We start from the raw sequence: 24,542 nt of genomic DNA on the forward strand, positions 1-24,542 counted from the left end.
GAAACGCGGAAATCGAGGTATTTCTTTCGAAACCAGAAACCTAAGATGCGTTTCATCGAATCAACTTTCCTGGAGCATTCATGAGCCACATTGCCATCATCGGCGCCACCGGTCGCGCCGGCGGCCGCCTTCTCGAAGAGGCCCTGCGCCGCGGCCATACCGTGACGGCCATTGCACGCAAGGCCAGCGACAAGCTCTCGGGCCGTGCCAACGTGAAGGCGGTCGACCTCGACGTGCTGGACGGTGCAGCACTCGAAAAGGCCGTGGCCGGCCACGACGCGGTGTTCAGCGCCGCGCACTTCTCCACGGTGCCGCCAGCGGCCATCATCGAGCCGGTGAAGCGGGCGGGCGTGAAGCGCTTGCTGGTAGTCGGCGGCGCCGGCAGCCTGTTCGCGGCACCGGGGCTGAAGGTGATCGACACGCCGAACTTCCCCGACGCCTACAAGGCCGAAGCAACGGCCGGCGGCGTGTTCCTCGACGCGCTGCGCAATGAGAAGGAACTCGACTGGACCTTTCTTTCGCCCTCGGCCGAATTCGTCGAAGGCGAGCGCACCGGCAAATTCCGCCTCGGCAAGGACGACCTGCTGGTGAGCGCCGAAGGCCGCAGCTGGATCACTTTCGAGGACTACGCGATCGCGTTCATCGACGAACTCGAGAAGCCCGCGCACTCGCGCCAGCGCTACACCATCGGGTACTGATCAACGGCCGGTCATGTTCTCCGGCACCACCCACTGGTCGAACTGTTCGGCCGTGAGGTGCCCCGAAGCAATCGCAGCCTCGCGAAGGCTCGTGCCTTCCTTGTGCGCCTTCTTCGCGATGTAGGCCGACTTGTCGTAGCCGATGTGCGTGTTGAGCGCGGTCACCAGCATCAGCGAGCGCTGCACCAGCTCGGTGATGCGCTCGCGGTTCGGCTCGATGCCCACCGCGCAGTGGTCGTTGAAGCTCACCATGCCGTCGGCCAGCAGGCGCACGCTCTGCAGGAAGTTGTGCGCCACCATCGGGCGGAACACATTCAGTTCGAAGTTGCCCGAAGCGCCGCCGATGTTGATGGCGACGTCGTTGCCGAACACCTGCGCGGCCAGCATCGTGATGGCCTCGCTCTGGGTCGGGTTGACCTTGCCCGGCATGATCGACGAGCCGGGTTCGTTCTCGGGAATGCTCAGCTCGCCAATGCCGCTGCGCGGGCCGCTCGCGAGCCAGCGCACGTCGTTGGCAATCTTGGTCATGCTGGCCGCGAGCGTCTTGAGCGCGCCGTGCGCATGCACCAGCGCATCGACGCTGGCCATGGCTTCGAACTTGTTTGGCGCCGTCACGAAAGGCAGGCCCGTGAGCTTTGCGAGTTCGGCCGCCACCTGCTCCGCATAGCCCTTGGGCGCATTGAGCCCAGTGCCCACGGCCGTGCCGCCGAGCGCCAGTTCGCACAGGTGCGGCAGCGCGGCGCGCACATGCGCTTCGCCGTGCGCCAATTGCGCCACGTAGCCCGAGAACTCCTGGCCCAGCGTGAGCGGCGTGGCGTCCTGCAGATGGGTGCGGCCGATCTTCACGATATCTGCAAAGTCCTTCGACTTTTGTTCAAGCGTGCCGCGCAGCTTGGCAATAGCCGGCAACAGCCTGTGCGTGATGGCCTCGACGGCCGCCACGTGCATGGCGGTGGGGAACACGTCGTTGCTCGACTGGCTGCGGTTCACGTCGTCGTTCGGGTGCACAAGGCGCCCTTCCCCGCGCTCACCGCCGAGCAGTTCGCTCGCGCGGTTGGCCAGCACCTCGTTCACGTTCATGTTGGTCTGCGTGCCCGAGCCGGTCTGCCACACCACGAGCGGAAACTCACCCGGGTGCTTGCCGGCGATGACTTCATCGGCCGCGGCCACGATGGCTTTGGTCTTCTTTTCGTCTTGAAGACCCAGCGCGTGGTTGACCACCGCCGAAGCGCGCTTGACCTGCGCCAGTGCCTTGATGATCTCGCGCGGCTGCTGCTCGCCGGAGATGTCGAAATTCTGCAGCGAGCGCTGCGTCTGCGCGCCCCACAGCTTGTCGGCCGGCACATCGATCGGTCCGAAGGTGTCGCGCTCGGCACGGGTCTTGGGGGAAGTCGTCATGAGAGAAAGCTCCGCAGTCTTGGATGGTCGCGCCGCCTCAACGGGCGCGGGGCCCAGTATCGGCCAATAAGAATAGCTCGCATTTGACGGGGCCATTCGGGGGGCCGCAGCCAACATGACGTTACGCCCGTTGGGTTGACTCGCGTCATGTCAAAAAGTTATAATCGAAGGCTCCAGACGACCGACAAGTCATGTTGGTCGGCCCTGCACTACTCGCGGATCTCCGAATCCCGTCGCGGTGCAAGGTTCTCCTGCCAGGCCATGCCCGGCAAAACCGGCCGGATCGTTTCCGGTCCCACTGCCACGCCACCTTTCGGCGGGCACTGGTTTCGTCGCCACGTCGTCTTCAGTGCCTGTCGGCAGCCCTAGAGGTTCGCCGGGCCATTGCACGCGTTTTCTCGCGCTCTGTGCTCAGCCTCCCCTCGGCTGATGGCGTGACCGTTGCCGCCTCATACCCCAGGGGCGGCGCTGTGTCCAAACATCACACAAGGAGCCCCCGGCGTATGGCCAAAGGAATTCTCATCGACCATGTTTTCAAGGTGTTCGGCGATTCGCCCGAGCAAGCACTCGAGCTGGTCCGCCAAGGTTTTTCGAAGAAGGAAATCCTTGCGCAAACAGGCCAGTCGATCGGCGTCTTCGATGCCACCTTCGAGATCCAGGCCGGCGAGATCTTCGTGATCATGGGCCTCTCGGGCTCTGGCAAGTCGACGCTGGTGCGCCTCTTGAACAGGCTGATCGAGCCGACCGCGGGCCGCATCGTGATCGACGGCGCCGACATCAACGAGCACTCCGACACCAAGCTACGCGCGCTGCGCCGCAAGGACATCAGCATGGTGTTCCAGTCATTCGCGCTGATGCCGCACATGACGGTGCGCGAGAACACCGCGTTCGGCCTGGAGCTCTCGGGCACCGGCAAGAAGGATCGCCTTGCGCAAGCCGACAAGGCGCTCGCACAGGTGGGTCTTGCGGGCTGGGGCGACAGCTACCCCGACGAGCTCTCCGGCGGCATGCAGCAGCGAGTAGGCCTGGCGCGGGCGCTGGCTTCGGACCCTTCGATCCTGTTGATGGACGAGGCCTTCTCCGCGCTCGACCCGATCATCCGCACCGAGATGCAGTCGGAGCTGCTGCGCCTGCAGCAAGAGCAGCGCCGCACCATCGTCTTCATCTCGCACGACCTCGACGAAGCCATGCGCATCGGCGACCGCATCGCGATCATGAAGGACGGCCGGGTGATCCAGGTCGGCACGCCCGACGAGATCCTGCGCAGCCCTGCCGACGACTACGTGCGCAGCTTTGTGCGGGGCGTGGACGCGGCGGCCGTCTTCAAGGCGGCGGACATCGCGCGCAAGTCGCTCACGGTGGTGTGCGAGCACCCCGAGCGCGGTGCGCGCGCGGCGCTCAAGCTGCTGGAAGACCAGGACCGCGATTTCGCCTACGTGACCAGCCCGAACAAGCGCTTCCTCGGCGTGGTGTCGGCCGACACGCTGCGCGGCGCGCTCGACGGGCATTCGGGTCCGCTCGGGCTGCAGCATGCGTTCCTGGCCGACCTGCCGCGCATCGACGCCGAGGCGCCGGTGGCCGGCCTGATCGGCCAGCTTGCGCAGGCGCCGTGCGCGCTGCCGGTGGTGGCGGGCGACGGCCGCTTCTGCGGCGCAATCAGCAAGACGACGCTGCTCAAGTTTTTGGACCGCGACACGCCGCCGATCGAGCCGGTCTCCCCTCATGCCGCGCCCGCCCTCGCCGCCGAGCCGCACTGAATTCACGAAGGACAACCGAACGATGAATGACACCACATTGCCTTCTTCCGACCTGAACGCGCCAGACCTCGGCGCCGCGTTGAACACGGCGGCGGAGCCCGCGGCCTTCGTCGATCCGTGGGAGGCGCTCTCGGCCTCGCCCGACACCTCGGCCACCAGCGCCTGGCTCGACGCGCCGGTGGACGCGGCCCATCAGCTCGCCGGCCAAGCCGACAGCGCCGCCAGCGGATTTCAACTGCACCGCCTCTGGGACGGCTCCCTCCCTGTCGAATCCTGGATCAACCAGGGCCTAGGCTGGGTGGTCGAGCATTTCCGCCCCTTCTTCCAGACGGTGCGCCTGCCCATCGACAGCACGCTGAATTGGGTGCAGGGCCTGCTGACCGGCCTGCCGACGCTCGCGATGATCGCGCTCATCGGCCTCTTCGCCTGGCAGTTTGCGGGCCGCGCGCTCGCCATCGGCACCACGGCGGCGCTGCTGCTCGTGGCCATGCTGGGCATCTGGCCCGAGGCCATGGTGACCTTGTCGCTGGTGCTGACCTCGCTGGTCTTCTGCATGATCATCGGCCTGCCGCTCGGTGTGCTGCTGGCCAGCAGCGACCGCGCCCAGCGGATCATGCGGCCCGTGCTCGACGCGATGCAGACCACGCCGGCCTTCGTGTACCTCGTGCCGGTCGTGATGCTGTTCGGCATTGGCAACGTGCCTGGCGTGATCGTGACGATCATCTTCGCGCTGGCCCCCTTGGTGCGCCTGACCAACCTGGGCCTGCGCCAGGTGCGGCCCGACCTGATCGAGGCCGCGCGCGCCTACGGCGCCTCACCCTGGCAGATGCTGGTGAAGGTGCAGCTGCCGCTGGCCATGCCATCGATCATGGCGGGCATCAACCAGGCGCTGATGCTGTCGCTGTCGATGGTGGTGATCGCCTCGATGATCGCGGTGGGCGGCTTGGGCCAGATGGTGTTGCGCGGCATCGGGCGGCTCGACATGGGCCTGGCAACCGTGGGCGGCCTGGGCATCGTGCTGCTGGCGATTTCGCTCGACCGGCTGACGCAGGCGATGGGCAAGTCGCGCCGCAGCGCCGGGCGGCGCTGGTGGCACACGGGTCCTGCGGGTCTTGCGCTGCGCGTGCTGCAGCGCCTCGTGGGCACGCCTTCGCGCGATGCGGGCGCGCCGGTTCCCGCGTTTTCCACGCAATGACAGGCCACGGAGGAAACCAACGCATGAAGAAAACCCGTCTTCTCATCGCCCGCGGCCTGCTCGCGCTTGGCTTCATTGCCATGGGCGCAACCGCACAGGCCGCCAATGACCTGCCCGGCAAGGGCGTTACCGTGCAGCCGCTGAAGAGCTCGCTCGCGGAAGAGGCGTTCCAGACACTGCTCGTGATGCGCGCGCTCGAAAAGCTCGGCTACACGGTTGAACCCATGAAGGACCTCGAGCCCGCCACCGAGCACCTGGCCATTGCCAACGGAGACGCCACTTTCATGGCCAACCACTGGAGCCTGCTGCACGCGGACTTCTACAAGAACAGCGGCGGCGATGCAAAGCTCTCGCGCACCGGCGTGTACTCCGACGGCGCAGTGCAGGGCTACCTCATCGATCGCAAGACGGCCGAGCAATACAACATCACCAACATCGCGCAACTGAAGGACCCGGCAATCGCCAGGCTCTTCGATGCGGACGGCGACGGCAAGGCCGACCTCACGGGCTGCAACCCCGGCTGGGGGTGCGAGCTGGCGATCGAGAACCACCTCACTGCCTACCAGCTGCGCGACACCGTCACCCACAAGCAGGGCAGCTACGCCGCACTGATGGCCGACACCATCGCCCGCTTCAAGCAGGACAAGCCGGTGCTGTACTACACCTGGACGCCCTACTGGGTCAGCGCCGTGCTTCGGCCGGGTGCAGACGTGGTGTGGCTGCAGGTGCCCTTCTCGTCCTCCCAGGGCGGCGGTGCGGACACGCAGCTTCCCAACGGCAAGAACTACGGGTTCCAGGCCAACCAGGAGCAGATCGTCGCCAACAGGGCTTTCGTCGAGAAGAATCCGGCCGCCGGCAGGCTGTTCGAGGTGATGAAACTGCCGATCGGCGACATCAATGCCCAGAACCTGCGCATGAGCCAGGGCGCCAACACCCAGCAAGACCTGGAGCGCCACACCGACGGCTGGATCCGGGCGCACCGGCCGCTGTTCGACGGCTGGATCGAGGAAGCCCGGGCCGCCGCCAGGTAGAACGCGGCGGCTGAGATAATCGGGGGGCGTTTCCACACTCAAAAGAACACCCCCCACCATGACGACCACGATCCAGCAGGCCGACCTGATCGAATCGATCAGCGCCGCGCTGCAGTACATCAGCTACTACCACCCCGCCGATTACATCGCCCACCTGGCCAAAGCCTACGAGCGCGAGCAGAGCCCCGCCGCCAAGGACGCCATTGCGCAGATCCTGACCAACAGCAAGATGAGCGCGACCGGGCACCGCCCGATCTGCCAGGACACCGGCATCGTCAACGTGTTCCTCAAGGTGGGCATGGACGTTCGCTGGGGCGGCTTCACAGGCAGCCTGGACGATGCCGTCAACGAAGGCGTGCGCCGCGGCTACAACCACCCCGACAACACACTGCGCGCCTCGGTCGTGGCCGATCCGCAGTTCGACCGCAAGAACACGAAGGACAACACGCCCGCGGTGATCTTCACCGAGATCGTTCCGGGCAACACCGTCGAAGTGACGGTAGCGGCCAAGGGCGGCGGCAGCGAGAACAAGAGCAAGCTGGTCATGCTGAACCCCGGCGACAGCGTGGTCGACTGGGTTCTGAAGACGGTGCCCACCATGGGCGCCGGCTGGTGCCCGCCCGGCATGCTGGGCATCGGCATTGGCGGCACGGCCGAGAAGGCCGCGCTGATGGCCAAGGAAAGCCTGATGGACGACCTGGACATGCACGAGCTGCAGGCCAAGAAGGCCTCGGGCGCCGAGCTGAGCAAGGTCGAGGCGCTGCGCGTCGAGCTGTACGAGAAGGTCAATGCGCTGGGCATCGGCGCGCAGGGCCTGGGCGGCCTGGCCACCGTGCTCGACATCAAGATCAAGATGTACCCGACGCACGCGGCCAGCAAGCCCGTGGCGATGATTCCCAACTGCGCGGCCACGCGGCATGCGCACTTCGTGATGGACGGCAGCGGTGCGGTGTACCTCGATCCGCCGTCGCTGGACCTGTGGCCCGACGTGAACTGGGCGCCCGACGAAAAGAAGAGCAAGCGCGTCGATCTCGACAAGCTCACGCCCGCCGAAGTGGCAAGCTGGAAGCCGGGCGACACACTGCTGCTCAACGGCAAGATGCTCACCGGCCGCGACGCCGCGCACAAGCGCATCCAGGACATGCTGGCCAAGGGCGAGAAGCTGCCGGTGGACTTCACCAACCGCGTCATCTACTACGTCGGCCCGGTCGATCCGGTGAAGGGCGAAGCCGTGGGCCCGGCCGGCCCGACCACCGCCACCCGCATGGACGGCTTCACCGAGATGATGCTGGCCAAGACCGGCCTGATCGCGATGATCGGCAAGGCCGAGCGCGGCCCGGTCGCCATCGAAGCCATCAAGAAGCACAAGAGCGCCTACCTCATGGCCGTGGGCGGCGCCGCCTACCTGGTGAGCAAGGCCATCAAGACCGCCAAGGTGGTGGGCTTCGAGGACCTGGGCATGGAAGCGATCTATGAATTCGACGTGGTCGACATGCCCGTGACCGTGGCTGTCGACGCGGGCGGCACCAGCGCGCACATCACCGGCCCGGCCGAGTGGCAGAAGCGCATTGCCAGCGGCGAATTCAAGACCATCATGATGGAAGAAGCTTGAGCGACGCCCGGCCGCCCGAAGGCGCTCGCACCGCAGCGCGCAGCGCGGAGGTTTTCTGATGCCTTCCATCGGTGTGTTCGATAGCGGTGTCGGCGGGCTCAGCGTGCTCGCCGCGCTGCGCGCCGAACTGCCGCACGAACGCTTCGTTTATTTTGCGGACACCGCCTATGCGCCGTATGGCGAGCGCGGCGACGCCTATGTGATCGAACGTTCGCGCAAGGTGACCGAACAGCTGATCGCCGATCACGGCATCAAGGCCCTTGTGGTGGCTTGCAATACGGCCACCACCGCGGCGATTCACCTGCTGCGCGCCGAGCATCCGGCGCTGCCCATCGTGGGCCTGGAGCCGGCGCTCAAGCCCGCCGTGGCAACGAGCCGCACCGGGCACATCTCGGTGATGGCCACGCGCGGGACGCTGGCCAGTGCCAAATACGCGGCGCTGCGGGAATCTTTCGCAGGATCAGCGACCGTGCGTGCGGTGCCTTGCGATGGCCTGGTGAAGGCGATCGAAGGCCTGGACACTGCGGCCATTGCCGCGCTGTGCGAACGCTACATGGTCGAGGCCGGCCCTTTCGGCGATGCGCCGGGCCAGGTCGATACCGTGGTGCTCGGCTGCACGCACTACCCGCTCGTGAAGAACGAACTGCAGCGCCATGCACCGCCCATGCTGCGCTTCATCGATACCGGCGCACCGGTCGCGCAGCAGACCCGACGCGTACTGGCTTCGCTCGGTCGGCTTGCGAACGATGGCGAGGGCGAACTGGTCTTGCAGGGCAGCGGCGACCTAGCCGTGCTCGAAGCGGCCGCCGCGCACTGGCTGCAGCCTCGACAACAAAGTACGGCAGTACCGGCTCCAACTGCCGTCTGAAACCTTCGGCATGCGCCTGTTTTTGCGCCACACCCTGCTCCTGCTGTGCCTCTCGGCCGCAGGCCTGAGCCATGCAGCCTGCGAGAGCGGCCTGGCCGAGCGCATGCATGCCAAGCTGTATCCGAACCGCCAGCTCGACGAGCGACTGGCCGCGTGCAAGCCTTGGCCGGCCTTTCCGGGGCGCAGCATCGTGGTGCTGCCGGTGCCGCGCGAAACCAGCAGCACGGGCGCCAAGGTGTTCGACCTGGAGTTGCTGCTCATCCAGCGCCCGGACAACGGCAATACCGAGCGCGACACCGTCATCGGTCGCGTCTTCCAGCCCGAGGCGCTCGACGAAGACAGCGCAACCGCCATTCAGGACATTCGCATCGACACCTCGCGCTATGTGCTGTCTTCCGACACGCGCGCATTCGGGCTGCGCGTGCGCTACAGGAGCACGGCGCCGGGCAGCTCGGCCGCGAGCGAAACCATTCGCCTTTACGTGCACCACGGCAGCAAGCTGCGGCAGGTGCTGCAAGAAGTAGAGCTCGACCACGACAGCGGCGAATGGGACAGCAGTTGCACCGGCCGCTTCGAGAAACTGCGCACCATGCTTTCGGTGGGCAAGTCGGCAAGCAACGGCTACGCCGACTTGCAACTCTCGCGCACGCTGGTGCAGCGCCACGCGCAAATGCAGGAAGACCTGGGCTGCACCGAGAAAGCCCTGCCCGCGCGGTTCAGCAACGTGACGCTGCGCTACGACGGCGAGCGCTACCGCGTGCCGAAGTCGCTACAGCAACAGCAGATGCCCTGAGCCGATGGCTCTACCGGCTGCGCAGCGCGGCTGCCCGGCCGCGCGCCATGTCGATGGGCAGCAACAGCAGCAATCCCGCCACGAACAGCACCGCTGTCGAGAGAATGGCAATGCGCTGGTTGCCGCCCGCGGCCCATGTGATGGCGCCGAACATGAGCGGACCGATGATGCTCGCCAGCCGCGTGGCAAAGGTCCACAGCCCGAAGAACTCTGCAAGCTGCTGCGGCGGCGCGAGGTAGCCGGTCATCGCGCGGCCGGCCGACTGGCTCGAGCCCATGGCAAGACCGGCAATGGCGGCGGCCCACCAGAAGGCGCCCTTGGTGGTTGCCATGGCCGCAATCACGCATACGGCAATCCATGCCAGCAGCGTGGCGGCCAGCGAGATCTTGTGGCCCACGCGGTCTTGCACATAGCCGAAGCTAAAGGCACCCAGCGCGGCCGCCAGGTTGAGCACGAAGATCAGCACCATGGTCTCGCTCGCAACAAAGCCGATGACCTGCTCCGCGTAGATGGCGGCAAGCGTGATGGCCACCGCCACGCCGCCCTGGTAGAAGACGGTGCAAATGAGCAGTTGCATGAAGTCGCGGTACGCGCGAGCTTGGCGGAAGGTTGCGCGCAGTTGCTGCCACGTGCCCGATGCCTTGGTCGCCGCCTGGGGCTGCGCGCGCTCGGGCAGCAATGCAAAAGTGGCCGAGGCTGCCGCGCCGTAGATGGCCGCCGTGATCAGCATGGTGACCGGAACGAAGTGCGATGCCGGCAGGCCTTTGGCCTGGGCCGACAGCACGTACGCCAGGCACAGGCCGAGCGCGAGCATGCCGCCGATATAGCCGAACCCCCAGCCCCATCCGCTGACCTTGCCCATTCCCTCGGCTGTTGCGAGTTCGGGCAGGAAGGCGCCGGTCAGCGACTCGCCATACGAATAGAAGGTGTTCGAGACGATCACCAGCACCATGGCGATGGCAACGCCTTGGGTGCCCGAAAACCCGGGTGTGAGCGCGAGCGCTGCGGTTGCAACCACGCAGCCCAGCGTCGCCACGGCAAGCACGCGCTTCTTGGCTGCGCACCGGTCGGCCCACGCACCGATGGCTGGCATCGAGAGCATGACGATGGCGTAGGAAATGCTGAGCGCTGCTGTCCATGCAAAGGCCGCCCAGGGCGCCCCCTTGGCAATGCCCCCCACGAAGTAGGCGGCAAATACGGCCGTGATGACGACGGTGGTGTAGCCCGAGTTCGCAAAGTCGTACATCGCCCAGCCGAACACCTCGCGCTTGCGCACGCCGGGGTTCAGGGCGGAGGACGGAAACAGCGCCATGAGGCGTTGTCGATCAGGGCGCCGGACTTTCCGCGGAGTACGTCAGTGCAGGTGGCGCGGACGGCGGCCGCCGCCATGCCCACCGCCGCTGCCACTGCCGCCGGTGCCGCGCGGGCGCTTGCCGATCTCGAGCGAATTCACGAGCGCATCGAAGCGGTCGCTGAATAGGCGATCGATTTCGGAGACGACACCGCCGAGCTCCGCACCGTCGAAATGGCGCTCCATCAGGTTGACGACGTCTTCCACCAGCAAGTCGCGCTGCACCTGCATGATCGCGGCCGGATTGGGGCCGACGAACAGCATCAGGAAATCGTCGCGGGATTCTTCCTCGGGGTCGCCCTCTTCCTCGTCGAAGTCGGTGTCGTAAAACGTGACCTCGATGGCCGCCCCGCGCTCCGAGAGCTCGTTCAGCGCCATGCACATCTCGTCCAGCGCCTGGCGAAAGTCTTCGTCGCCCGGCACCGTCCAGCACATCTGGAGCATGTGGTCCTTCTGCTCGAAACGGATGCCGGGTTCTTCCTCGTAGGTGCTCGTGGCTCCGTCGGCCAGCGACTTGGCGCCCGCATAGGCCCACAGCGGCTTGAGTGCTTCCTGGATCTGGTCGAAGCTGACGTCGGACCGCAGTGGCACGTCGCCGTGCACATGAATTTCAAATGGAGCGTTGTAACGAGGCATTGTGTGCTCCCTTGTCTAGATGTGGTGCCCGGAACGGGGGTCGAACCCGTATGCCCCGATTAAGGAAGCGGCGGATTTTAAGTCCGATGTGTCTACCAATTTCACCATCCGGGCCTCGGGTTGAACATCGACGATAACCCAAACAAAACGAGCCCCGGCAACGCAGGTTGGCGGGGCTCGTTTTCAGTGGAGGTTGGATCGAACTTGATCAGAGAGAGGTGGAGGCGCGACCCGGAGTCGAACCGGGCTAGACGGATTTGCAATCCGTTGCATAACCGCTTTGCTATCGCGCCACGCTGAAAAACGAAATCGAACTCGCGAAAAAAAGGGAAGCATTGCTTCCCTTTTTCAAAAACTGGAGCGGGAAAAGAGTCTCGAACTCTCGACCTCAACCTTGGCAAGGTTGCGCTCTACCAACTGAGCTATTCCCGCGTTTCGAGCCTCGAATTATAGAACACTTTTTCGGGGCCCGGCAAGTTTTGCCAATCAATGTTTGACAGAACCTTCGGAAGCGCGCGCTTCGCGCTGCTTGGCCAGCTCTGCCACGGCGGCGGCGGAGGCCGCAACTTCTTCGTCGGACAGCGGCTCCGGCATTTTCTCGAGCGCGATTTCCAGGACCTTGTCGATCCACTTCACAGGCACGATCTCGAGGCCGTTCTTCACGTTCTCGGGAATGTCCTGCAGGTCTTTCGCGTTCTCTTCGGGAATGAGCACGGTCTTGATGCCGCCGCGCAATGCCGCCAGCAGTTTTTCCTTCAACCCACCGATGGCCGTGACCTCGCCGCGCAGCGTGATCTCGCCGGTCATCGCGACGTCGGCACGCACGGGAATGCCCGTGAGCGCCGAGACGAAGGCCGTCGTCATGGCGGCACCCGCGCTCGGGCCGTCCTTGGGCGTTGCGCCGTCGGGCACGTGGATGTGGATGTCGCGCTTCTCGAAGATCTCGTCCTTGATGCCCAGGCGGCGCGAGCGGCTGCGCACCACGGTGCGCGCGGCCTCGACCGATTCCTTCATCACGTCACCGAGCGAACCCGTGCGGCTGATCACGCCCTTGCCCGGCATGGTGACAGCCTCGATGGTGAGCAGGTCGCCGCCGACCTCGGTCCACGCGAGGCCGACCACCTGGCCGACCTGGTTCTGCTTCTCGGCCAGGCCGAAGCTGTACTTGCGCACACCGAGGAAGTCGTTGAGGTTGGCACCGTCGACGGTCACCTTCGGTGTGAGTTGCTTGAGCAGGAGGCCCTTCACCACCTTGCGGCAGATCTTGGAGAGTTCGCGCTCGAGCGAACGCACGCCGGCTTCACGCGTGTAGTAGCGCACGATGTCGCGCACGGCCTCTTCGGTGACGAGCAGCTCGTCTTCTTTCACGCCGTTGTTCTTCATCTGCTTGGGCAGCAGGTACTTGATCGCGATGTTGGTCTTCTCGTCCTCGGTGTAGCCCGAGAGGCGAATGACTTCCATCCGGTCGAGCAGCGCCGGCGGAATGTTCATCGAGTTCGAGGTGGCCACGAACATCACATCGGAAAGGTCGAAGTCGACCTCGACGTAGTGGTCGCCGAAGGTGTGGTTCTGCTCCGGGTCGAGCACCTCGAGCAGCGCGCTCGAAGGATCGCCGCGGAAGTCGGTGCCCAGCTTGTCGATTTCGTCGAGCAGGAACAGCGGGTTGCGCGTGCCGATCTTGTTCAGCCCCTGCAGCACCTTGCCCGGCAGCGCGCCGATGTAGGTGCGGCGGTGGCCGCGGATCTCGGCTTCATCGCGCATGCCGCCGAGCGCCATGCGGGTGTACTTGCGGCCGGTCGCCTTGGCGATCGACTGCCCGAGCGAGGTCTTGCCCACGCCGGGCGGGCCCACGAGGCACAGGATGGGCGCCTTGACCTTGTCTACGCGCTGCTGCACCGCGAGATATTCGAGGATGCGGTCCTTGACCTTTTCAAGGCCGTAGTGGTCGGCATTGAGCACGGCCTCGGCATTGGCCAGGTCGTGCTTGATCTTGGTCTTCTTGCTCCAGGGCAAGCCCACCAGCACGTCGATGTAGTTGCGCACCACGGTGGCTTCGGCCGACATGGGCGACATGAGCTTGAGCTTCTTGAGCTCGCCTTCGGCCTTCTTCAGCGCGTCCTTGGGCATCTTGGCGAGCTTGATCTTTTTCTCGATCTCCTCGATGTCCGCGCCCTCTTCGCCTTCGCCGAGCTCCTTCTGGATCGCCTTGACCTGCTCGTTGAGGTAGAAGTCGCGCTGGTTCTTTTCCATCTGGCGCTTCACACGCCCGCGGATCTTCTTGTCGACATTGAGGATGTCGACCTCGCGTTCGAGCTGGCCGAACAGGTTTTCAAGACGCGACTTCACGTCGTCCAGGTCGAGCACGGCCTGCTTGTTGTCCAGCTTGAGCGGCAGGTGCGCCGCAATGGTGTCGGCCAGGCGACCCGGATCGTCGATGCTCGAGATCGAGGTGAGGATCTCGGGCGGGATCTTCTTGTTCAGCTTGACGTACTGGTCGAACTGTTGCATCACGGCGCGACGCAGCGCCTCGACCTCGGTGCCCTTCTCGCCGCCTTCGGGCGCCTCGACGGGCGTCACGTTGGCCGTGAAGTGGGTTTCACCGTCGTCGATGCGGTTAACGCGCGCACGCTGCTGGCCCTCGACCAGCACCTTCACGGTGCCGTCGGGCAGCTTGAGCATCTGCAAAATGGTGGAGACGCAGCCCACCTCGAACATGTCCTCGACCGAGGGTTCGTCCTTGGCGGCGGCTTTCTGCGCCACCAGCATGATGCGGCGTTCGGCTTCCATGGCCAACTCGAGCGCCTTGATGCTCTTGGGGCGACCCACGAACAGCGGGATCACCATGTGGGGGAACACGACGACGTCGCGCAGCGGCAGCAGCGGCAGGTCGATCGCGTCGGCAGGCAGGGGGGTATGACCGGACATGAATATCCTTTGATTGATCAGGCAAAGATGGATGGGTGTTGGGGCATTTCAAGCCCGCGCACCCGGTCTTTGTCGAAGGCGCCGGAAGCTTTGGTGAAAAGAGCCGGCGCCGCGTTCATTCAAGCCTCGCTCAAGCCTTCTTGGCCGCTTCCCGGTACACGAGCAGCGGCGGCTTGTTTTCATCAATTGTGGATTCTTCGACCACAACCTTGTCGACGTTGGTGGCATTCGGGAGCTCGAACATGGTGTCGATGAGCGACTGTTCGAGGATCGAACGCAAGCCCCGTGCCCCGGTCTTGCGGGCCAGCGCCTTGCGGGCAATGGCCTTGAGCGCCGCGGGACGGATCTCGAGGTCGACACCTTCCATTTGCAGCAGCTTGGTGAACTGCTTGACCACCGCGTTCTTGGGCTCGGTCAGGATCTGCACCAGCGCGTCTTCGCTGAGCTCGGCCAGCGACGCCACCACGGGCATGCGGCCCACGAGCTCGGGAATCAGGCCGAACTTGATCAGGTCTTCAGGCTCGACCTCGCGGAACACCTCGGTGATGCTGCGCTGCGCCTTGCTCTTGACCGAGGCGCCAAAGCCAATGCCAGAAGCCTCGGTGCGGTTTTCAATGACCTTCTCGAGGCCGGCAAACGCGCCGCCGCAGATGAACAGGATGTTGGTCGTGTCGATCTGCAGGAAATCCTGGTTCGGGTGCTTGCGCCCGCCTTGCGGCGGCACGCTGGCCATGGTGCCTTCGATGAGCTTCAGCAGCGCCTGCTGCACGCCCTCGCCCGACACGTCGCGCGTGATGGAAGGGTTGTCCGACTTGCGCGAGATCTTGTCGATCTCGTCGATGTAGACGATGCCGCGCTGGGCGCGCTCGACTTCGTAGTTGCAGCTTTGCAGCAGCTTCTGGATGATGTTTTCGACGTCTTCGCCCACATAGCCCGCTTCGGTGAGCGTGGTGGCGTCGGCCATGACGAAGGGCACGTCGAGCATGCGCGCGAGGGTTTGCGCGAGCAGTGTCTTGCCCGAGCCCGTGGGGCCGATCAAGAGGATGTTGCTCTTGCTGAGCTCGACGTCCTCGCCCTTGGCCTTTTCCTTATGGCGCAGGCGCTTGTAGTGGTTGTAGACCGCCACCGACAGCATGCGCTTGGCCGGCTCCTGGCCGATCACGTAGTTGTCGAGGTTGGTCTTGATCTCCAACGGCGTGGGCAGGTCGCTGCGCGCCTCGCGCGCCTCTTCACCGGCCGGGAGCTCGTCGCGGATGATTTCGTTGCAAAGGTCGATGCACTCGTCGCAGATGAAGACCGAAGGGCCCGCGATCAGCTTTTTGACCTCATGCTGGCTCTTGCCGCAGAACGAGCAATAAAGCGTTTTTTCGCTGGAAGAGCCTTTTTTTTCGGCCATGGACAGGTGCCTCGTTAACGGGGTAGGACAATGATAACTAAACAAAAACGGCGTTTCCCGTGGGGAAAACGCCGTCTTTGCCTTTTTGGCGCCACCGGCGCCGTGGCGCGGGCTGGTTGATCAGCTGCGCTTTGCAATGACCTGGTCGACCAGGCCGTAATCCTTGGCTTCGTCGGCTGTCAGGAAATAGTCGCGTTCGGTGTCCGACTTGACTTTTTCCAGCGGCTGGCCGGTGCGGTCGGCCAGGATGCGGTTCATCTGGTCCTTGGTGCGCAGGATGTCGCGGGCATGGATTTCGATGTCCGTGGCCTGGCCGCGCGCGCCGCCGAGCACCTGGTGGATCATGATCTTCGAATTGGGCAGCGAGAAACGCTTGCCCTTTTCGCCAGCCGCCAGCAAAAAGGCGCCCATGCTGGCCGCAAAGCCGATGCACATGGTGGAAACGTCGGGCTTGATGAACTGCATGGTGTCGTAAATCGCCATGCCGGCGCTCACGCTGCCGCCCGGGGAATTGATGTAGAACGAAATATCCTTGTCCGGATTCTCGCTCTCGAGGAACAGCAGCTGCGCCACAACGAGGTTGGCCGTCTGGTCGTTCACTTCGCCCACCAGGAAAATGATGCGCTCCTTGAGGAGACGCGAATAAATGTCGTAAGACCGCTCGCCGCGACCCGACTGCTCGATGACCATCGGGATCATGCCGAGGGCCTTGGTATCCTGTGCGCTCATTGATTTGCTCTCCGGAAAAGGGTTCGTTCGCTGTTCGAATTTAACTGTACGCCTGAGTGAAATGGGGCTCGTGCCGTAAAGCACAAGCCCCATTGGCGTTGCGGGCGGCGGCGCAGGCCGGCGCTTAGCCTTGCTGCTGAGCCATCAGTTCGTCGAACGACACCGACTTTTCGTTGACCTTGGCCTTGCTGAGCACGAATTCGGTCACGTTGTTTTCGATGACGACCGCCTCGACTTCGGCCAGGCGGTTGTTGTCGCTGAAATACCAGCGCACGACGTCGGCCGGCTTTTCATAGCTGGCGGCCAGCTCGTCGATGTGGGCCTTGATCTGCTCGGGCTTGGCCTGCAGGTTGTTGGCACGCACCAGTTCGGCCACCACCAGGCCCAGGCGCACACGGCGCTCGGCTTGCGGGCGGAACACTTCTTCGGGAATCGGAGCCTTGTCGGCGTCCTTGATGCCGCGCTGCTTGAGCTCGGCGCGGGCGCCTTCGATCATGCGGTTCACTTCGGACTGCACGCTGGCGTTGGGCAGGTCGAGCTCGGCGTTGGCCACCAGCGCGTCCATCACGGCGTTCTTGTTGCGGGCCAGCAGGCGGAACTTGACTTCGCGCTCGAGGTTCTTCTTGATATCGGCGCGCAGGCCTTCCACCGTGGCTTCGGCAATGCCGAGCGACTTGGCGAGCTGTTCGTTGACTTCAGGCAGGTGCGAAGCCTCGATCTTCTTCACGGTGACCATGAAGTCGGCTTGCTTGCCGGCCACGTCCTTGCCATGGTAGTCGGCCGGGAACGAAAGCGGGAAGGTGCGGCTGTCGCCGGCCTTCATGCCGCGCACCGCGTCTTCGAATTCCTTCAGCATCTGGCCTTCGCCGACGATGAACTGGAAGTCTTCGGCCTTGCCACCCTGGAAGGTCTCGCCGTCGATCTTGCCTTCGAAGTCGACCGTCACGCGGTCGTTGTCTTGCGCCACGGCGTCTTGTGCGCGCTGCGCGAAGGTGCGGCGCTGCTTGCGCAGGATGTCGAGCGTCTTGTCGATGGCGTCGTCGCCCACTTCGGCCGAGAGCTTCTCGACTTCGGCACCCGACAGGTCCTTGATCTTGACTTCGGGGAACACCTCGAACACCGCGTCGAAGGCGAGCTGGCCTTCGGGCGACTCTTCCTTCTCGGTAATGCGGGGTTGGCCGGCCACGCGCAGCTTGGCTTCGTTGGCGGCTTGCGAGAAAGCCTCACCGACCTTGTCGTTCATGACTTCGTAGTGGACCGAATAGCCGTAGCGCTGGGCCACGACGTTCATTGGCACCTTGCCGGGACGAAAGCCATCCATCTTGACGGTGCGCGCGAGCTTCTTGAGGCGCGAATCGACTTCGGACTGGATGGTGCCGACCGGCAGGGTCAGCGTGATCTTGCGTTCGAGCTTCTCGAGAGTTTCAACGGTCACGGTCATGGTGTCTTCCTTGTGAGGGGTGTGGCTGGTGCGCGGGGCCGGACTCGAACCGGCACGTTCTTGCGAACGTCAGGACCTAAACCTGGTGCGTCTACCAATTTCGCCACCCGCGCTTGCCAAATTTTTCAGGTGAATGCAAAGGCGGACGGCCTTGGTGCCACAGGTATTCGATATCGCCGATGTCGAATACCCGCCGCCCAAAGACCGTCCGCCTGAAATCGGTCAACCGCGTATTTTAAGCGCTAATCAGACCCTCTTTCGGCTCCCGCTTGACGCGGAATGCAGCCGCATACATTGCCGGCAGCGCCAGCAGGGTCAATACGGTGGCCACGATCAACCCGCCCATGATGGCAACGGCCATCGGCCCCCAGAACACGCTGCGGGAGAGCGGAATCATCGCCAGCACGGCCGCCGCAGCGGTCAGCACGATGGGGCGCAGGCGCCGCACGGCCGACTCGACAATGGCGTCCCAGGCAGGCACGCCCGCCGCGCGGTCGCTCTCGATCTGGTCGATCAGGATCACCGCATTGCGCTGGATCATGCCCATCAGCGCAATCACGCCCAGCAGCGCAACGAAGCCGAACGGCCGGTTCAGCAACAGCAGCGCCCCGGCAACGCCGGCAATGCCCATAGGGCCGGTAATGAACACCAGCAGCGAACGGCTGAAGCTGTGCAGTTGCAGCATCAGCAGCGTGAACACCAGGAATAGCATGATCGGCACGCCTGCGACGATGGAAGCCGAGCCCTTGCTGCTTTCCTCGACGGCGCCCGCCACCTCGATACGGTAGGCGCCCTCGCCCGCCGCATGCCAGCCGGCCTCGAGTTCGCGCAGCTTGGGCAGCAATTGCTCGGTGACCGTGGCGCCCTGCAGCCCTTCGACCACGTCGCCCTGCACCGTGATGGCGTAGTCGCGGTTCTCGCGCCACATCACGCCGGGCTCCCAGGTGAAGACTGGCCGGGCGATCTGAGTGAGCGGAATCGAACGCCCGGAGGTCGTGGGCAGATAGGCGTTGCCGATGTCCGAAATGGCCTCGCGCTCGTCCGCCGACTGGCGCAGCACGATGTCGATCAGCAGGTCGTTCTCGCGGTACTGGCCCACCGTGGTGCCAGAGAACATCGTCTTGGACGCCTGGGCGATTGCCTGGCTGGTCACGCCGAGCGCGCGTGCCTTGGCCTGGTCGACCTCGAGCCGGATCACCTTGACCGATTCGTTCCAGTTGTCGTTCACGCCGCGCATGTTGGCGTTCTCGCGCAGCACGGCCTTCACCTCGTCGGCATGCGCGCGCAGTTGCGCCGGATCGGTGCCGATCACGCGGAACTGCACCGGGTACGGCACCGGCGGCCCGTTGGGCAGCAGCTTCACGCGGCCGCGCACTTCCGGGAACTCCTCCGCCAGCAGCGCGGGCAGCTTGATGCGCAGGCTTTCGCGCACCTTCAGGTCCTTGGCCAGCACGATGAGCTGCGACACGTTGGTCTGCGGAAACACCTGGTCCAGCGGCAGGTAGAAGCGAGGCACGCCGGAACCGATCCAGGTGCTGACCGTCTTCACGCCCTCTTCCTTCATGATGCGCTGCTCGACCCGCTTGGCGACCTCTTCGTTCGCGGGGAACGAGGTGCCCTCCGGGAACCAGATATCCACCATGATTTCGGGGCGGCTCGAATCCGGGAAGAACTGCTGCTGCACCTTGCCCATGCCGAAAATACCCAGCGCAAAGATGAGCACCGTGGCGCCGATGGTCAGCCAGCGGTGCTGCACGCACCAGTTCACCGCGCCGCGAAAGCTGTTGTAGAACCGGGTGTCGAACAGCTCGTGCGGCGGCGCATCGGGGTCGTGCGGCTTTACCTTGAGCAGCAGCGTGCCGAGGTAAGGCACGAAGTACACCGACACGATCCACGACAGCACCAGCGCAATGACTGTCACCGCGAAGATCGCGAAGGTGTATTCACCCGTCACCGACTTGGCAATGCCGATCGGCAGAAAGCCCGCGGCGGTGATGAGCGTACCGGTGAGCATGGGCTTGGCGGTGACGTCGTAGGCAAAGGTGGCGGCACGCACCTTGTCGTAGCCCTCTTCCATCTTCCGCACCATCATCTCGACCGCGATGATCGCGTCGTCCACCAGAAGGCCGAGCGCAATGATCAGCGACCCCAGCGATATCTTGTGCAGCCCGATGCCGAAGTAGTTCATGGCCAGGAACGTGACGGCCAGCACCAGCGGAATGGTGATGGCCACCACCAGCCCCGGGCGGATGTCGATGTACCAGCCGAGGCGTCCGCCCTTGTGCAGGCCGAGCGAAATGATGCTCACGGCCAGCACGATGGCCACGGCCTCGATCAGCACGCCGACGAATTCATTGACCGAGCTGGCCACCGACACCGGCTGGTCCTGCACCTGCGCCAGCTTCACGCCGGCCGGCAGGCGCTGGTCGATTTGCTTGGTGGTGGCGCGCAATGCCTCGCCCAGTGCAATGATGTCGCCGCCCTTGGTCATGGAGACGCCCAGCGCAATGACTTCCTTGCCCTGGTGGTGCACCTTTACCGCCGGCGGGTCGACGTAGCCGCGGCGGATCTCGGCAATGTCGCCGAGCTTCAGCTGGTTGCCCGAACTGCCGCGAATCGGCATTTCGCGCAGTTGCTCCACGCTGGTGAACTGCCCCGCCACGCGCACCTGCACCACGTCGAGCGGCGACTGGATCGTTCCCGCGCTTTCCACCGCGTTTTGCGAACCAAGCTGCGCGAGCACGGCGTTGAAGTCGAGCCCCAGCTGCGCAACGCGCTTCTGCGAAATCTCGACGTACACCTTTTCGTCCTGAACACCGAACTGGTCGACCTTCGCAACGTCTTTCACGCGCAGCAATTGCTGCCGCACTTCGTCGGCCAGGGTCTTGAGCTCGGCGTAGCTGAAGCCTTCGCTCTCCAGCGCGTAGATCACGCCATACACATCGCCGAAGTCGTCATTGAAGAACGGGCCCTGCACGCCCGGCGGCAGCGTGTTGCGCATGTCTCCGATCTTCTTGCGCACCGTGTACCAGACGTTGGCCACGTCGGCGGCCTTGGACGAATCCTTGATCTGGAAAATGATCTGCGACTCGCCCGGCTTCGAATAGCTGCGGATCTTGTCGGCGTAGGGCGCCTCCTGCAGCGTGCGTTCGAGCTTGTCGGTCACCTGCTCGGCCACCTGCTGCGCAGTGGCGCCGGGCCAGTAGGTGCGCACCACCATGGCACGGAAGGTGAACGGCGGGTCTTCGTCCTGCCCGAGCTGAAAGTAGGCAAAGGCCCCCAGCACCATCAGCACCACCATGAGGTAGCGCGTGAGCGGCCCGTGGTCCAGCGCCCATTTGGAGAGGTTGAAGCCCGAGGGCTTGTCGGTGGTTGCTGTGCCTTCCGTCATTTGGAAGCACCTGCAGCGATCTCCTTCTTCGTGGCCGCAACCGGTTCGACGGGCTTCGCCGACGCGCTGGTATTGGCGTTGGCGGCCGCGGCTGCAGCCTCCTTCGACTGGTAGATGGTGACCTTCTGTCCCGGCGAAAGCACGTGCACGCCCGCGGCGACGACCATCATGCCGGGCGTCAGTCCGCCGCCGATCACGGCCTCGTTGCCATCGGCCGTGGCAACCCGCACCGGCTGCGAGCGCACCGTCATCGTTGCCTTGTCCAGCACCCAGACCGCGGTGCCCTTGCCCTCCTGGCGCAACGCGCTGGTCGGCAACTTGATGACCGCGCCGCCCGCACGCGCCAGCGCCTGCGGACGCGCATAGACCGTTGCGCCGAGCGCCGGCGAGGTTGCCGCATCGATCGACACCTTGACCGAATAAGTACGAGTGACCGCGTCGGCGCTGGCCGCCACTTCGCGCACCTGGCCCTGCAGCTCGTCGCCGCCCGACCAGCCGCGCACCATGACCGGCGAGCCGGGCTTGATCAGCGCGGCCCGGTCTTCGGGTACCGCAAACACCACGTCGCGCGCGCCGTCTTGCGCGATGCGAACGACGGGCGTGCCGGCCTGCACCACCTGTCCCGGCTCGGCTTCGATGGCGGTGATGACGCCGGCCACATCGGCCACCAGCGTGGTGTAGCTCGCCTGGTTGCCTTGGGACGAAAGCTGGGCCTGCGCCTGTTCGAGCTGCGCCTGCGCGGCTTTCCAGGTGGATTCGCGGCGCTCGAGTTCGGCACCGCTGATGAAGTTCTGCGCCCGCAATTCGGTATAGCGCTTGAGATCGGCCGCCGCGAGATCGCGGTTGGTCTGCGCCGCGGCCAGTTGGGCGCGCGCCGCTTCGGCTGCAAGCCGGTAGTCCTGCGGGTCGAGTTGCGCCAGCACCTGCCCGGCCTGCACGTGCTGACCCAGTTCAGCCTGGCGCTTGATGATCTTGCCGGCCACGCGGAACCCGAGGCGCGATTCGACACGCGCCCGGACCTCGGCCGAGAACTCAGGCTGGGCGTCGAAATCGCTGGTGCCGACTGTCACCAGCTTGACCGCGCGCACAGGTTCCTCGGCCGGCTTCGACTGCGAACAGCCGGCCAGGAACAAGGCGGGAAGCAGTAGCCAGGCGGCACCGCGGGCAAGAGGAGAGAAGCCGGGAGAGGCGGTCATGAGACACCCTAGAAAGGTCGAACCGGGCCAATTACTGACCCACCGGTTAGTAATTTAGGGTAAACCTTTAACACTGTCAATCGCGGCGTGACAATCTTGGCAGCTTCGCCCCCTAGGTTCGCTGCCCCATTTCCACCAGCCGGTTGCCCGGAATCTCGAAATAGTCAGATGCTCGCCCCGCGTTTCGCTGCAGCCAGCCAAAGAGCGCGCGCCGCACGGGGTTCATGCCCGGGAGGTTTTCCTCTCCGACCGAAGCACGCGACACGAAATACGAGGTCTTCATCGAGTCGATGGCCAATGCCTTCTGGTAGGCCAGGATGCGGATGAATTCGGGCACGTCGGGCCGCTCCATGAAGCCGTGTCGCGCGGTAACCACCCAGATGCCTTTCATCAGGCATTCGGCCTCTATGCGCATGCGCGCCTCCACCCGGGGCGTGTCGCAGGCCAGTACCCGCATCACGATCACCTGTTCGTGCAGCACCTGGTTGTGCTTGAGGTTGTGAAGCAAGGCGTGCGGCACCGAAGCCGCATCGGCATTCAGGAATACCGCCGTGCCGCTCACACGGTGCGGCATGTGCAGCGCCAGCGAGTCGAAAAATGCCTTGAGCGGCAGGCTTTCGGCCGCGGCGGCTTCCAGCCCCAGCCGGCGTCCCTTGGCCCAGGTGGTGAAAAGCACCATCACCCCGGCCGCCACGGCCAGCGTGAGCCAGCCGCCCTCGGCCACCTTGAGGCTGTTGGCGACCACGAATGTCAGGTCGACCAGCGCGAAAGCCACAACGCCCAGCACGACCGCCACCCGATTCCAGCGCCAGAGGCCCCAAGCCACGATGCCGGCCAGCAGCGTGGTGGTCACCATCGTGATCGACACCGCAATGCCGTAGGCCGCCGACAGCGCGCCCGAACTGCGAAAGCCCAGCACCAACAACAGCACCCCCGCCATCAGCAGCCAGTTGACCGTGGACACGTAGATTTGGCCGATGGCCGAGCCGGAGGTCTGCACCACCCGCATACGCGGCAGGTAGCCCATGCGCATGGCGTGCGCCGTGAGAGAAAAGGCGCCCGAGATCACGGCCTGGGAGGCAATGACCGTGGCCATGGCGGCAAGCACCACCATCGGCACCACGCCCCACGAAGGAAAGAGCCGGAAGAACGGGTTGTCGACGGCCGCCGGGTTTGCCAGCACCAGCGCGCCCTGCCCGAAATAGTTCAGCACCAGACCCGGCAGCGCAACAAAAAGCCACGCGAGCCGGATCGGCCTGGCCCCGAAGTGCCCCATGTCCGCATACAGCGCCTCGCCGCCGGTGAAGGCAAGAAATACCGCGCCCAGGACCGCCAGCGACTGGACGCGATGCTCGACCAGGAAGCCTACGGCCCGCCCCGGGTGAAGCGCCGCCAGCACCTGCGGGTTGTGCAGCACCTGCCAGCCCCCCGCGAGCGCCAGCACCACGAACCACAGCAGCATGACGGGCCCGAACACCTTGCCCACCACGCCGGTTCCCTTGCGCTGCACCGCAAAGAGCCCGACCAGGATGACGATGGTGATCGGAATCACCACCCTTTGCAGAACCGGCGCCTGCACCTCCAGCCCCTCGACCGCCGACAGCACCGAGATGGCCGGTGTGATCAAGGTGTCGCCATAGAACATGGCCGCTCCCACCAGGCCGAGCACTCCGATTGCGTTCCACACCCATGGCCGGGCGCGGGGACCCGCAGTCGCGTTGCGCGCCAGCGCCTGCAGCGCGAGGATGCCGCCCTCGCCGTCGTGGTCGGCGCGCAGCACGAACACCACGTACTTGAGCGTGACCACGAACATCAGCCCCCAGAAGATGAGCGAGAGCAGGCCTAGTACCGCATCGGGCGTGAACGCCACGCCGTGCTCGGGGTTCAGCGTTTCCTTGAAGGCATACAGCGGCGAAGTGCCGATGTCGCCGAACACCACGCCCAGGGCGGCAATCATCAGGCCGGGCCCTGCCGGGTGAGGCGCCTCGCCGGGCGCTGGTGTCGGGGCCGAGGGAACCGTTGCCGATGGATTCATGAAAGCAGGAACTTGTTGATGGCGACACCACGAGCATAGTCCGCGGCCTCGGTCGTCGCGGACAATCGCCGCGTGTCCGCACCATCTCCT

General features: G+C 64.8%; 17 protein-coding genes and 4 tRNA genes. 7 read left to right on the plus strand and 14 right to left on the minus strand.

Going from position 1 to position 24,542, the window contains the following annotated elements:
* Positions 1 to 80: 80 nt before the first annotated feature.
* Positions 81 to 698, plus strand: coding sequence for an NAD(P)-dependent oxidoreductase (locus GOQ09_RS15360; RefSeq protein ID WP_157614298.1), 618 nt, complete (start codon positions 81 to 83; stop codon positions 696 to 698).
* On the opposite strand, the gene fumC is transcribed toward GOQ09_RS15360, so the two are convergent.
* Entirely contained in the window at positions 699 to 2,096 is a 1,398-nt protein-coding gene (gene fumC / locus GOQ09_RS15365; RefSeq protein ID WP_157614299.1) for a class II fumarate hydratase, read from the minus strand.
* Positions 2,097 to 2,599: 503 nt separating this feature from the next.
* Here fumC and proV point away from each other — a divergent pair.
* From proV to GOQ09_RS15395, 6 genes are read left to right on the plus strand one after another with little or no spacing between them, the layout of a single operon-like run.
* Positions 2,600 to 3,853 carry a glycine betaine/L-proline ABC transporter ATP-binding protein ProV gene (proV, locus tag GOQ09_RS15370; protein ID WP_157614300.1) on the plus strand — a complete coding sequence of 418 codons (1,254 nt, stop codon included), beginning with the start codon at positions 2,600 to 2,602 and terminating at the stop codon, positions 3,851 to 3,853.
* 22 nt (positions 3,854 to 3,875) lie between these two features.
* Positions 3,876 to 5,048 carry a glycine betaine/L-proline ABC transporter permease ProW gene (proW, locus tag GOQ09_RS15375; RefSeq protein ID WP_157614301.1) on the plus strand — a complete coding sequence of 391 codons (1,173 nt, stop codon included), beginning with the start codon at positions 3,876 to 3,878 and terminating at the stop codon, positions 5,046 to 5,048.
* 23 nt (positions 5,049 to 5,071) lie between these two features.
* Positions 5,072 to 6,079: a glycine betaine/L-proline ABC transporter substrate-binding protein ProX gene (proX, locus tag GOQ09_RS15380; protein WP_157614302.1), complete on the plus strand. Its 1,008-nt coding sequence runs from the start codon at positions 5,072 to 5,074 to the stop codon at positions 6,077 to 6,079.
* A gap of 58 nt (positions 6,080 to 6,137) precedes the next feature.
* A complete protein-coding gene (locus GOQ09_RS15385; protein ID WP_157614303.1) occupies positions 6,138 to 7,691 on the plus strand; it encodes a fumarate hydratase in 1,554 nt (517 codons plus the stop codon).
* Positions 7,692 to 7,749: 58 nt separating this feature from the next.
* Complete coding sequence (murI, locus tag GOQ09_RS15390; RefSeq protein WP_157614304.1) at positions 7,750 to 8,559, plus strand: glutamate racemase; 810 nt, start codon at positions 7,750 to 7,752, stop codon at positions 8,557 to 8,559.
* 10 nt (positions 8,560 to 8,569) lie between these two features.
* Positions 8,570 to 9,352, plus strand: coding sequence for a hypothetical protein (locus GOQ09_RS15395; RefSeq protein ID WP_157614305.1), 783 nt, complete (start codon positions 8,570 to 8,572; stop codon positions 9,350 to 9,352).
* A gap of 10 nt (positions 9,353 to 9,362) precedes the next feature.
* On the opposite strand, the gene GOQ09_RS15400 is transcribed toward GOQ09_RS15395, so the two are convergent.
* The 13 genes from GOQ09_RS15400 to GOQ09_RS15460 all read right to left on the minus strand — a co-directional run bounded on the left by GOQ09_RS15400 (position 9,363) and on the right by GOQ09_RS15460 (position 24,374).
* Positions 9,363 to 10,664, minus strand: coding sequence for an MFS transporter (locus tag GOQ09_RS15400; protein WP_157614306.1), 1,302 nt, complete (start codon positions 10,662 to 10,664; stop codon positions 9,363 to 9,365).
* A gap of 42 nt (positions 10,665 to 10,706) precedes the next feature.
* Positions 10,707 to 11,339, minus strand: a complete 633-nt coding sequence (locus GOQ09_RS15405) for a DUF6806 family protein (protein WP_157614307.1) — start codon at positions 11,337 to 11,339, stop codon at positions 10,707 to 10,709.
* A 22-nt stretch (positions 11,340 to 11,361) separates the two neighbouring features.
* Positions 11,362 to 11,453, minus strand: a tRNA-Leu gene (locus GOQ09_RS15410).
* Between the two features lie 105 nt (positions 11,454 to 11,558).
* A tRNA-Cys gene (locus GOQ09_RS15415) sits at positions 11,559 to 11,632 on the minus strand.
* A gap of 63 nt (positions 11,633 to 11,695) precedes the next feature.
* Positions 11,696 to 11,771: transfer RNA gene (locus GOQ09_RS15420), tRNA-Gly, on the minus strand.
* Between the two features lie 54 nt (positions 11,772 to 11,825).
* Positions 11,826 to 14,264 (minus strand): endopeptidase La, encoded by a 2,439-nt coding sequence (gene lon / locus GOQ09_RS15425; RefSeq protein ID WP_157614308.1) that lies wholly within the window; start codon positions 14,262 to 14,264, stop codon positions 11,826 to 11,828.
* 130 nt (positions 14,265 to 14,394) lie between these two features.
* The gene (gene clpX, locus GOQ09_RS15430) at positions 14,395 to 15,660 is read right to left on the minus strand and encodes an ATP-dependent Clp protease ATP-binding subunit ClpX (RefSeq protein ID WP_126749562.1); all 1,266 of its coding nucleotides are present in this window, start codon (positions 15,658 to 15,660) and stop codon (positions 14,395 to 14,397) included.
* Between the two features lie 120 nt (positions 15,661 to 15,780).
* Complete coding sequence (gene clpP / locus GOQ09_RS15435) at positions 15,781 to 16,389, minus strand: ATP-dependent Clp endopeptidase proteolytic subunit ClpP (protein WP_157614309.1); 609 nt, start codon at positions 16,387 to 16,389, stop codon at positions 15,781 to 15,783.
* A 124-nt stretch (positions 16,390 to 16,513) separates the two neighbouring features.
* Positions 16,514 to 17,830, minus strand: a complete 1,317-nt coding sequence (gene tig, locus GOQ09_RS15440) for a trigger factor (protein ID WP_157614310.1) — start codon at positions 17,828 to 17,830, stop codon at positions 16,514 to 16,516.
* A gap of 26 nt (positions 17,831 to 17,856) precedes the next feature.
* Positions 17,857 to 17,943 (minus strand) — tRNA-Leu (locus GOQ09_RS15445).
* Between the two features lie 122 nt (positions 17,944 to 18,065).
* On the minus strand, positions 18,066 to 21,221 hold the full coding sequence (locus tag GOQ09_RS15450) for an efflux RND transporter permease subunit (RefSeq protein WP_157614311.1): 3,156 nt from the start codon (positions 21,219 to 21,221) through the stop codon (positions 18,066 to 18,068).
* The gene (locus GOQ09_RS15455; protein WP_157614312.1) at positions 21,218 to 22,417 is read right to left on the minus strand and encodes an efflux RND transporter periplasmic adaptor subunit; all 1,200 of its coding nucleotides are present in this window, start codon (positions 22,415 to 22,417) and stop codon (positions 21,218 to 21,220) included. Before GOQ09_RS15455 ends, GOQ09_RS15450 begins: the two co-directional genes overlap by 4 nt.
* Before the next feature lie 112 nt (positions 22,418 to 22,529).
* Positions 22,530 to 24,374: a potassium transporter Kup gene (locus GOQ09_RS15460; RefSeq protein WP_157616728.1), complete on the minus strand. Its 1,845-nt coding sequence runs from the start codon at positions 24,372 to 24,374 to the stop codon at positions 22,530 to 22,532.
* Positions 24,375 to 24,542: the final 168 nt, after the last annotated feature.

The organism is Variovorax paradoxus (assembly GCF_009755665.1).
In the GTDB taxonomy this organism is placed as follows: Bacteria; Pseudomonadota; Gammaproteobacteria; order Burkholderiales; family Burkholderiaceae_C; genus Variovorax; species Variovorax paradoxus_G.

Excerpts from the sequence above, each read along its gene's own strand:
- GOQ09_RS15360 (WP_157614298.1), top strand. The coding sequence starts at position 81 with ATGAGCCACATTGCCATCATCGGCGCCACCGGTCGCGCCGGCGGCCGC.
- fumC (WP_157614299.1), bottom strand. The coding sequence starts at position 2,096 with ATGACGACTTCCCCCAAGACCCGTGCCGAGCGCGACACCTTCGGACCG.
- proV (WP_157614300.1), top strand. The coding sequence starts at position 2,600 with ATGGCCAAAGGAATTCTCATCGACCATGTTTTCAAGGTGTTCGGCGAT.
- proW (WP_157614301.1), top strand. The coding sequence starts at position 3,876 with ATGAATGACACCACATTGCCTTCTTCCGACCTGAACGCGCCAGACCTC.
- proX (WP_157614302.1), top strand. The coding sequence starts at position 5,072 with ATGAAGAAAACCCGTCTTCTCATCGCCCGCGGCCTGCTCGCGCTTGGC.
- GOQ09_RS15385 (WP_157614303.1), top strand. The coding sequence starts at position 6,138 with ATGACGACCACGATCCAGCAGGCCGACCTGATCGAATCGATCAGCGCC.
- murI (WP_157614304.1), top strand. The coding sequence starts at position 7,750 with ATGCCTTCCATCGGTGTGTTCGATAGCGGTGTCGGCGGGCTCAGCGTG.
- GOQ09_RS15395 (WP_157614305.1), top strand. The coding sequence starts at position 8,570 with ATGCGCCTGTTTTTGCGCCACACCCTGCTCCTGCTGTGCCTCTCGGCC.
- GOQ09_RS15400 (WP_157614306.1), bottom strand. The coding sequence starts at position 10,664 with ATGGCGCTGTTTCCGTCCTCCGCCCTGAACCCCGGCGTGCGCAAGCGC.
- GOQ09_RS15405 (WP_157614307.1), bottom strand. The coding sequence starts at position 11,339 with ATGCCTCGTTACAACGCTCCATTTGAAATTCATGTGCACGGCGACGTG.
- lon (WP_157614308.1), bottom strand. The coding sequence starts at position 14,264 with ATGTCCGGTCATACCCCCCTGCCTGCCGACGCGATCGACCTGCCGCTG.
- clpX (WP_126749562.1), bottom strand. The coding sequence starts at position 15,660 with ATGGCCGAAAAAAAAGGCTCTTCCAGCGAAAAAACGCTTTATTGCTCG.
- clpP (WP_157614309.1), bottom strand. The coding sequence starts at position 16,389 with ATGAGCGCACAGGATACCAAGGCCCTCGGCATGATCCCGATGGTCATC.
- tig (WP_157614310.1), bottom strand. The coding sequence starts at position 17,830 with ATGACCGTGACCGTTGAAACTCTCGAGAAGCTCGAACGCAAGATCACG.
- GOQ09_RS15450 (WP_157614311.1), bottom strand. The coding sequence starts at position 21,221 with ATGACGGAAGGCACAGCAACCACCGACAAGCCCTCGGGCTTCAACCTC.
- GOQ09_RS15455 (WP_157614312.1), bottom strand. The coding sequence starts at position 22,417 with ATGACCGCCTCTCCCGGCTTCTCTCCTCTTGCCCGCGGTGCCGCCTGG.
- GOQ09_RS15460 (WP_157616728.1), bottom strand. The coding sequence starts at position 24,374 with ATGATTGCCGCCCTGGGCGTGGTGTTCGGCGACATCGGCACTTCGCCG.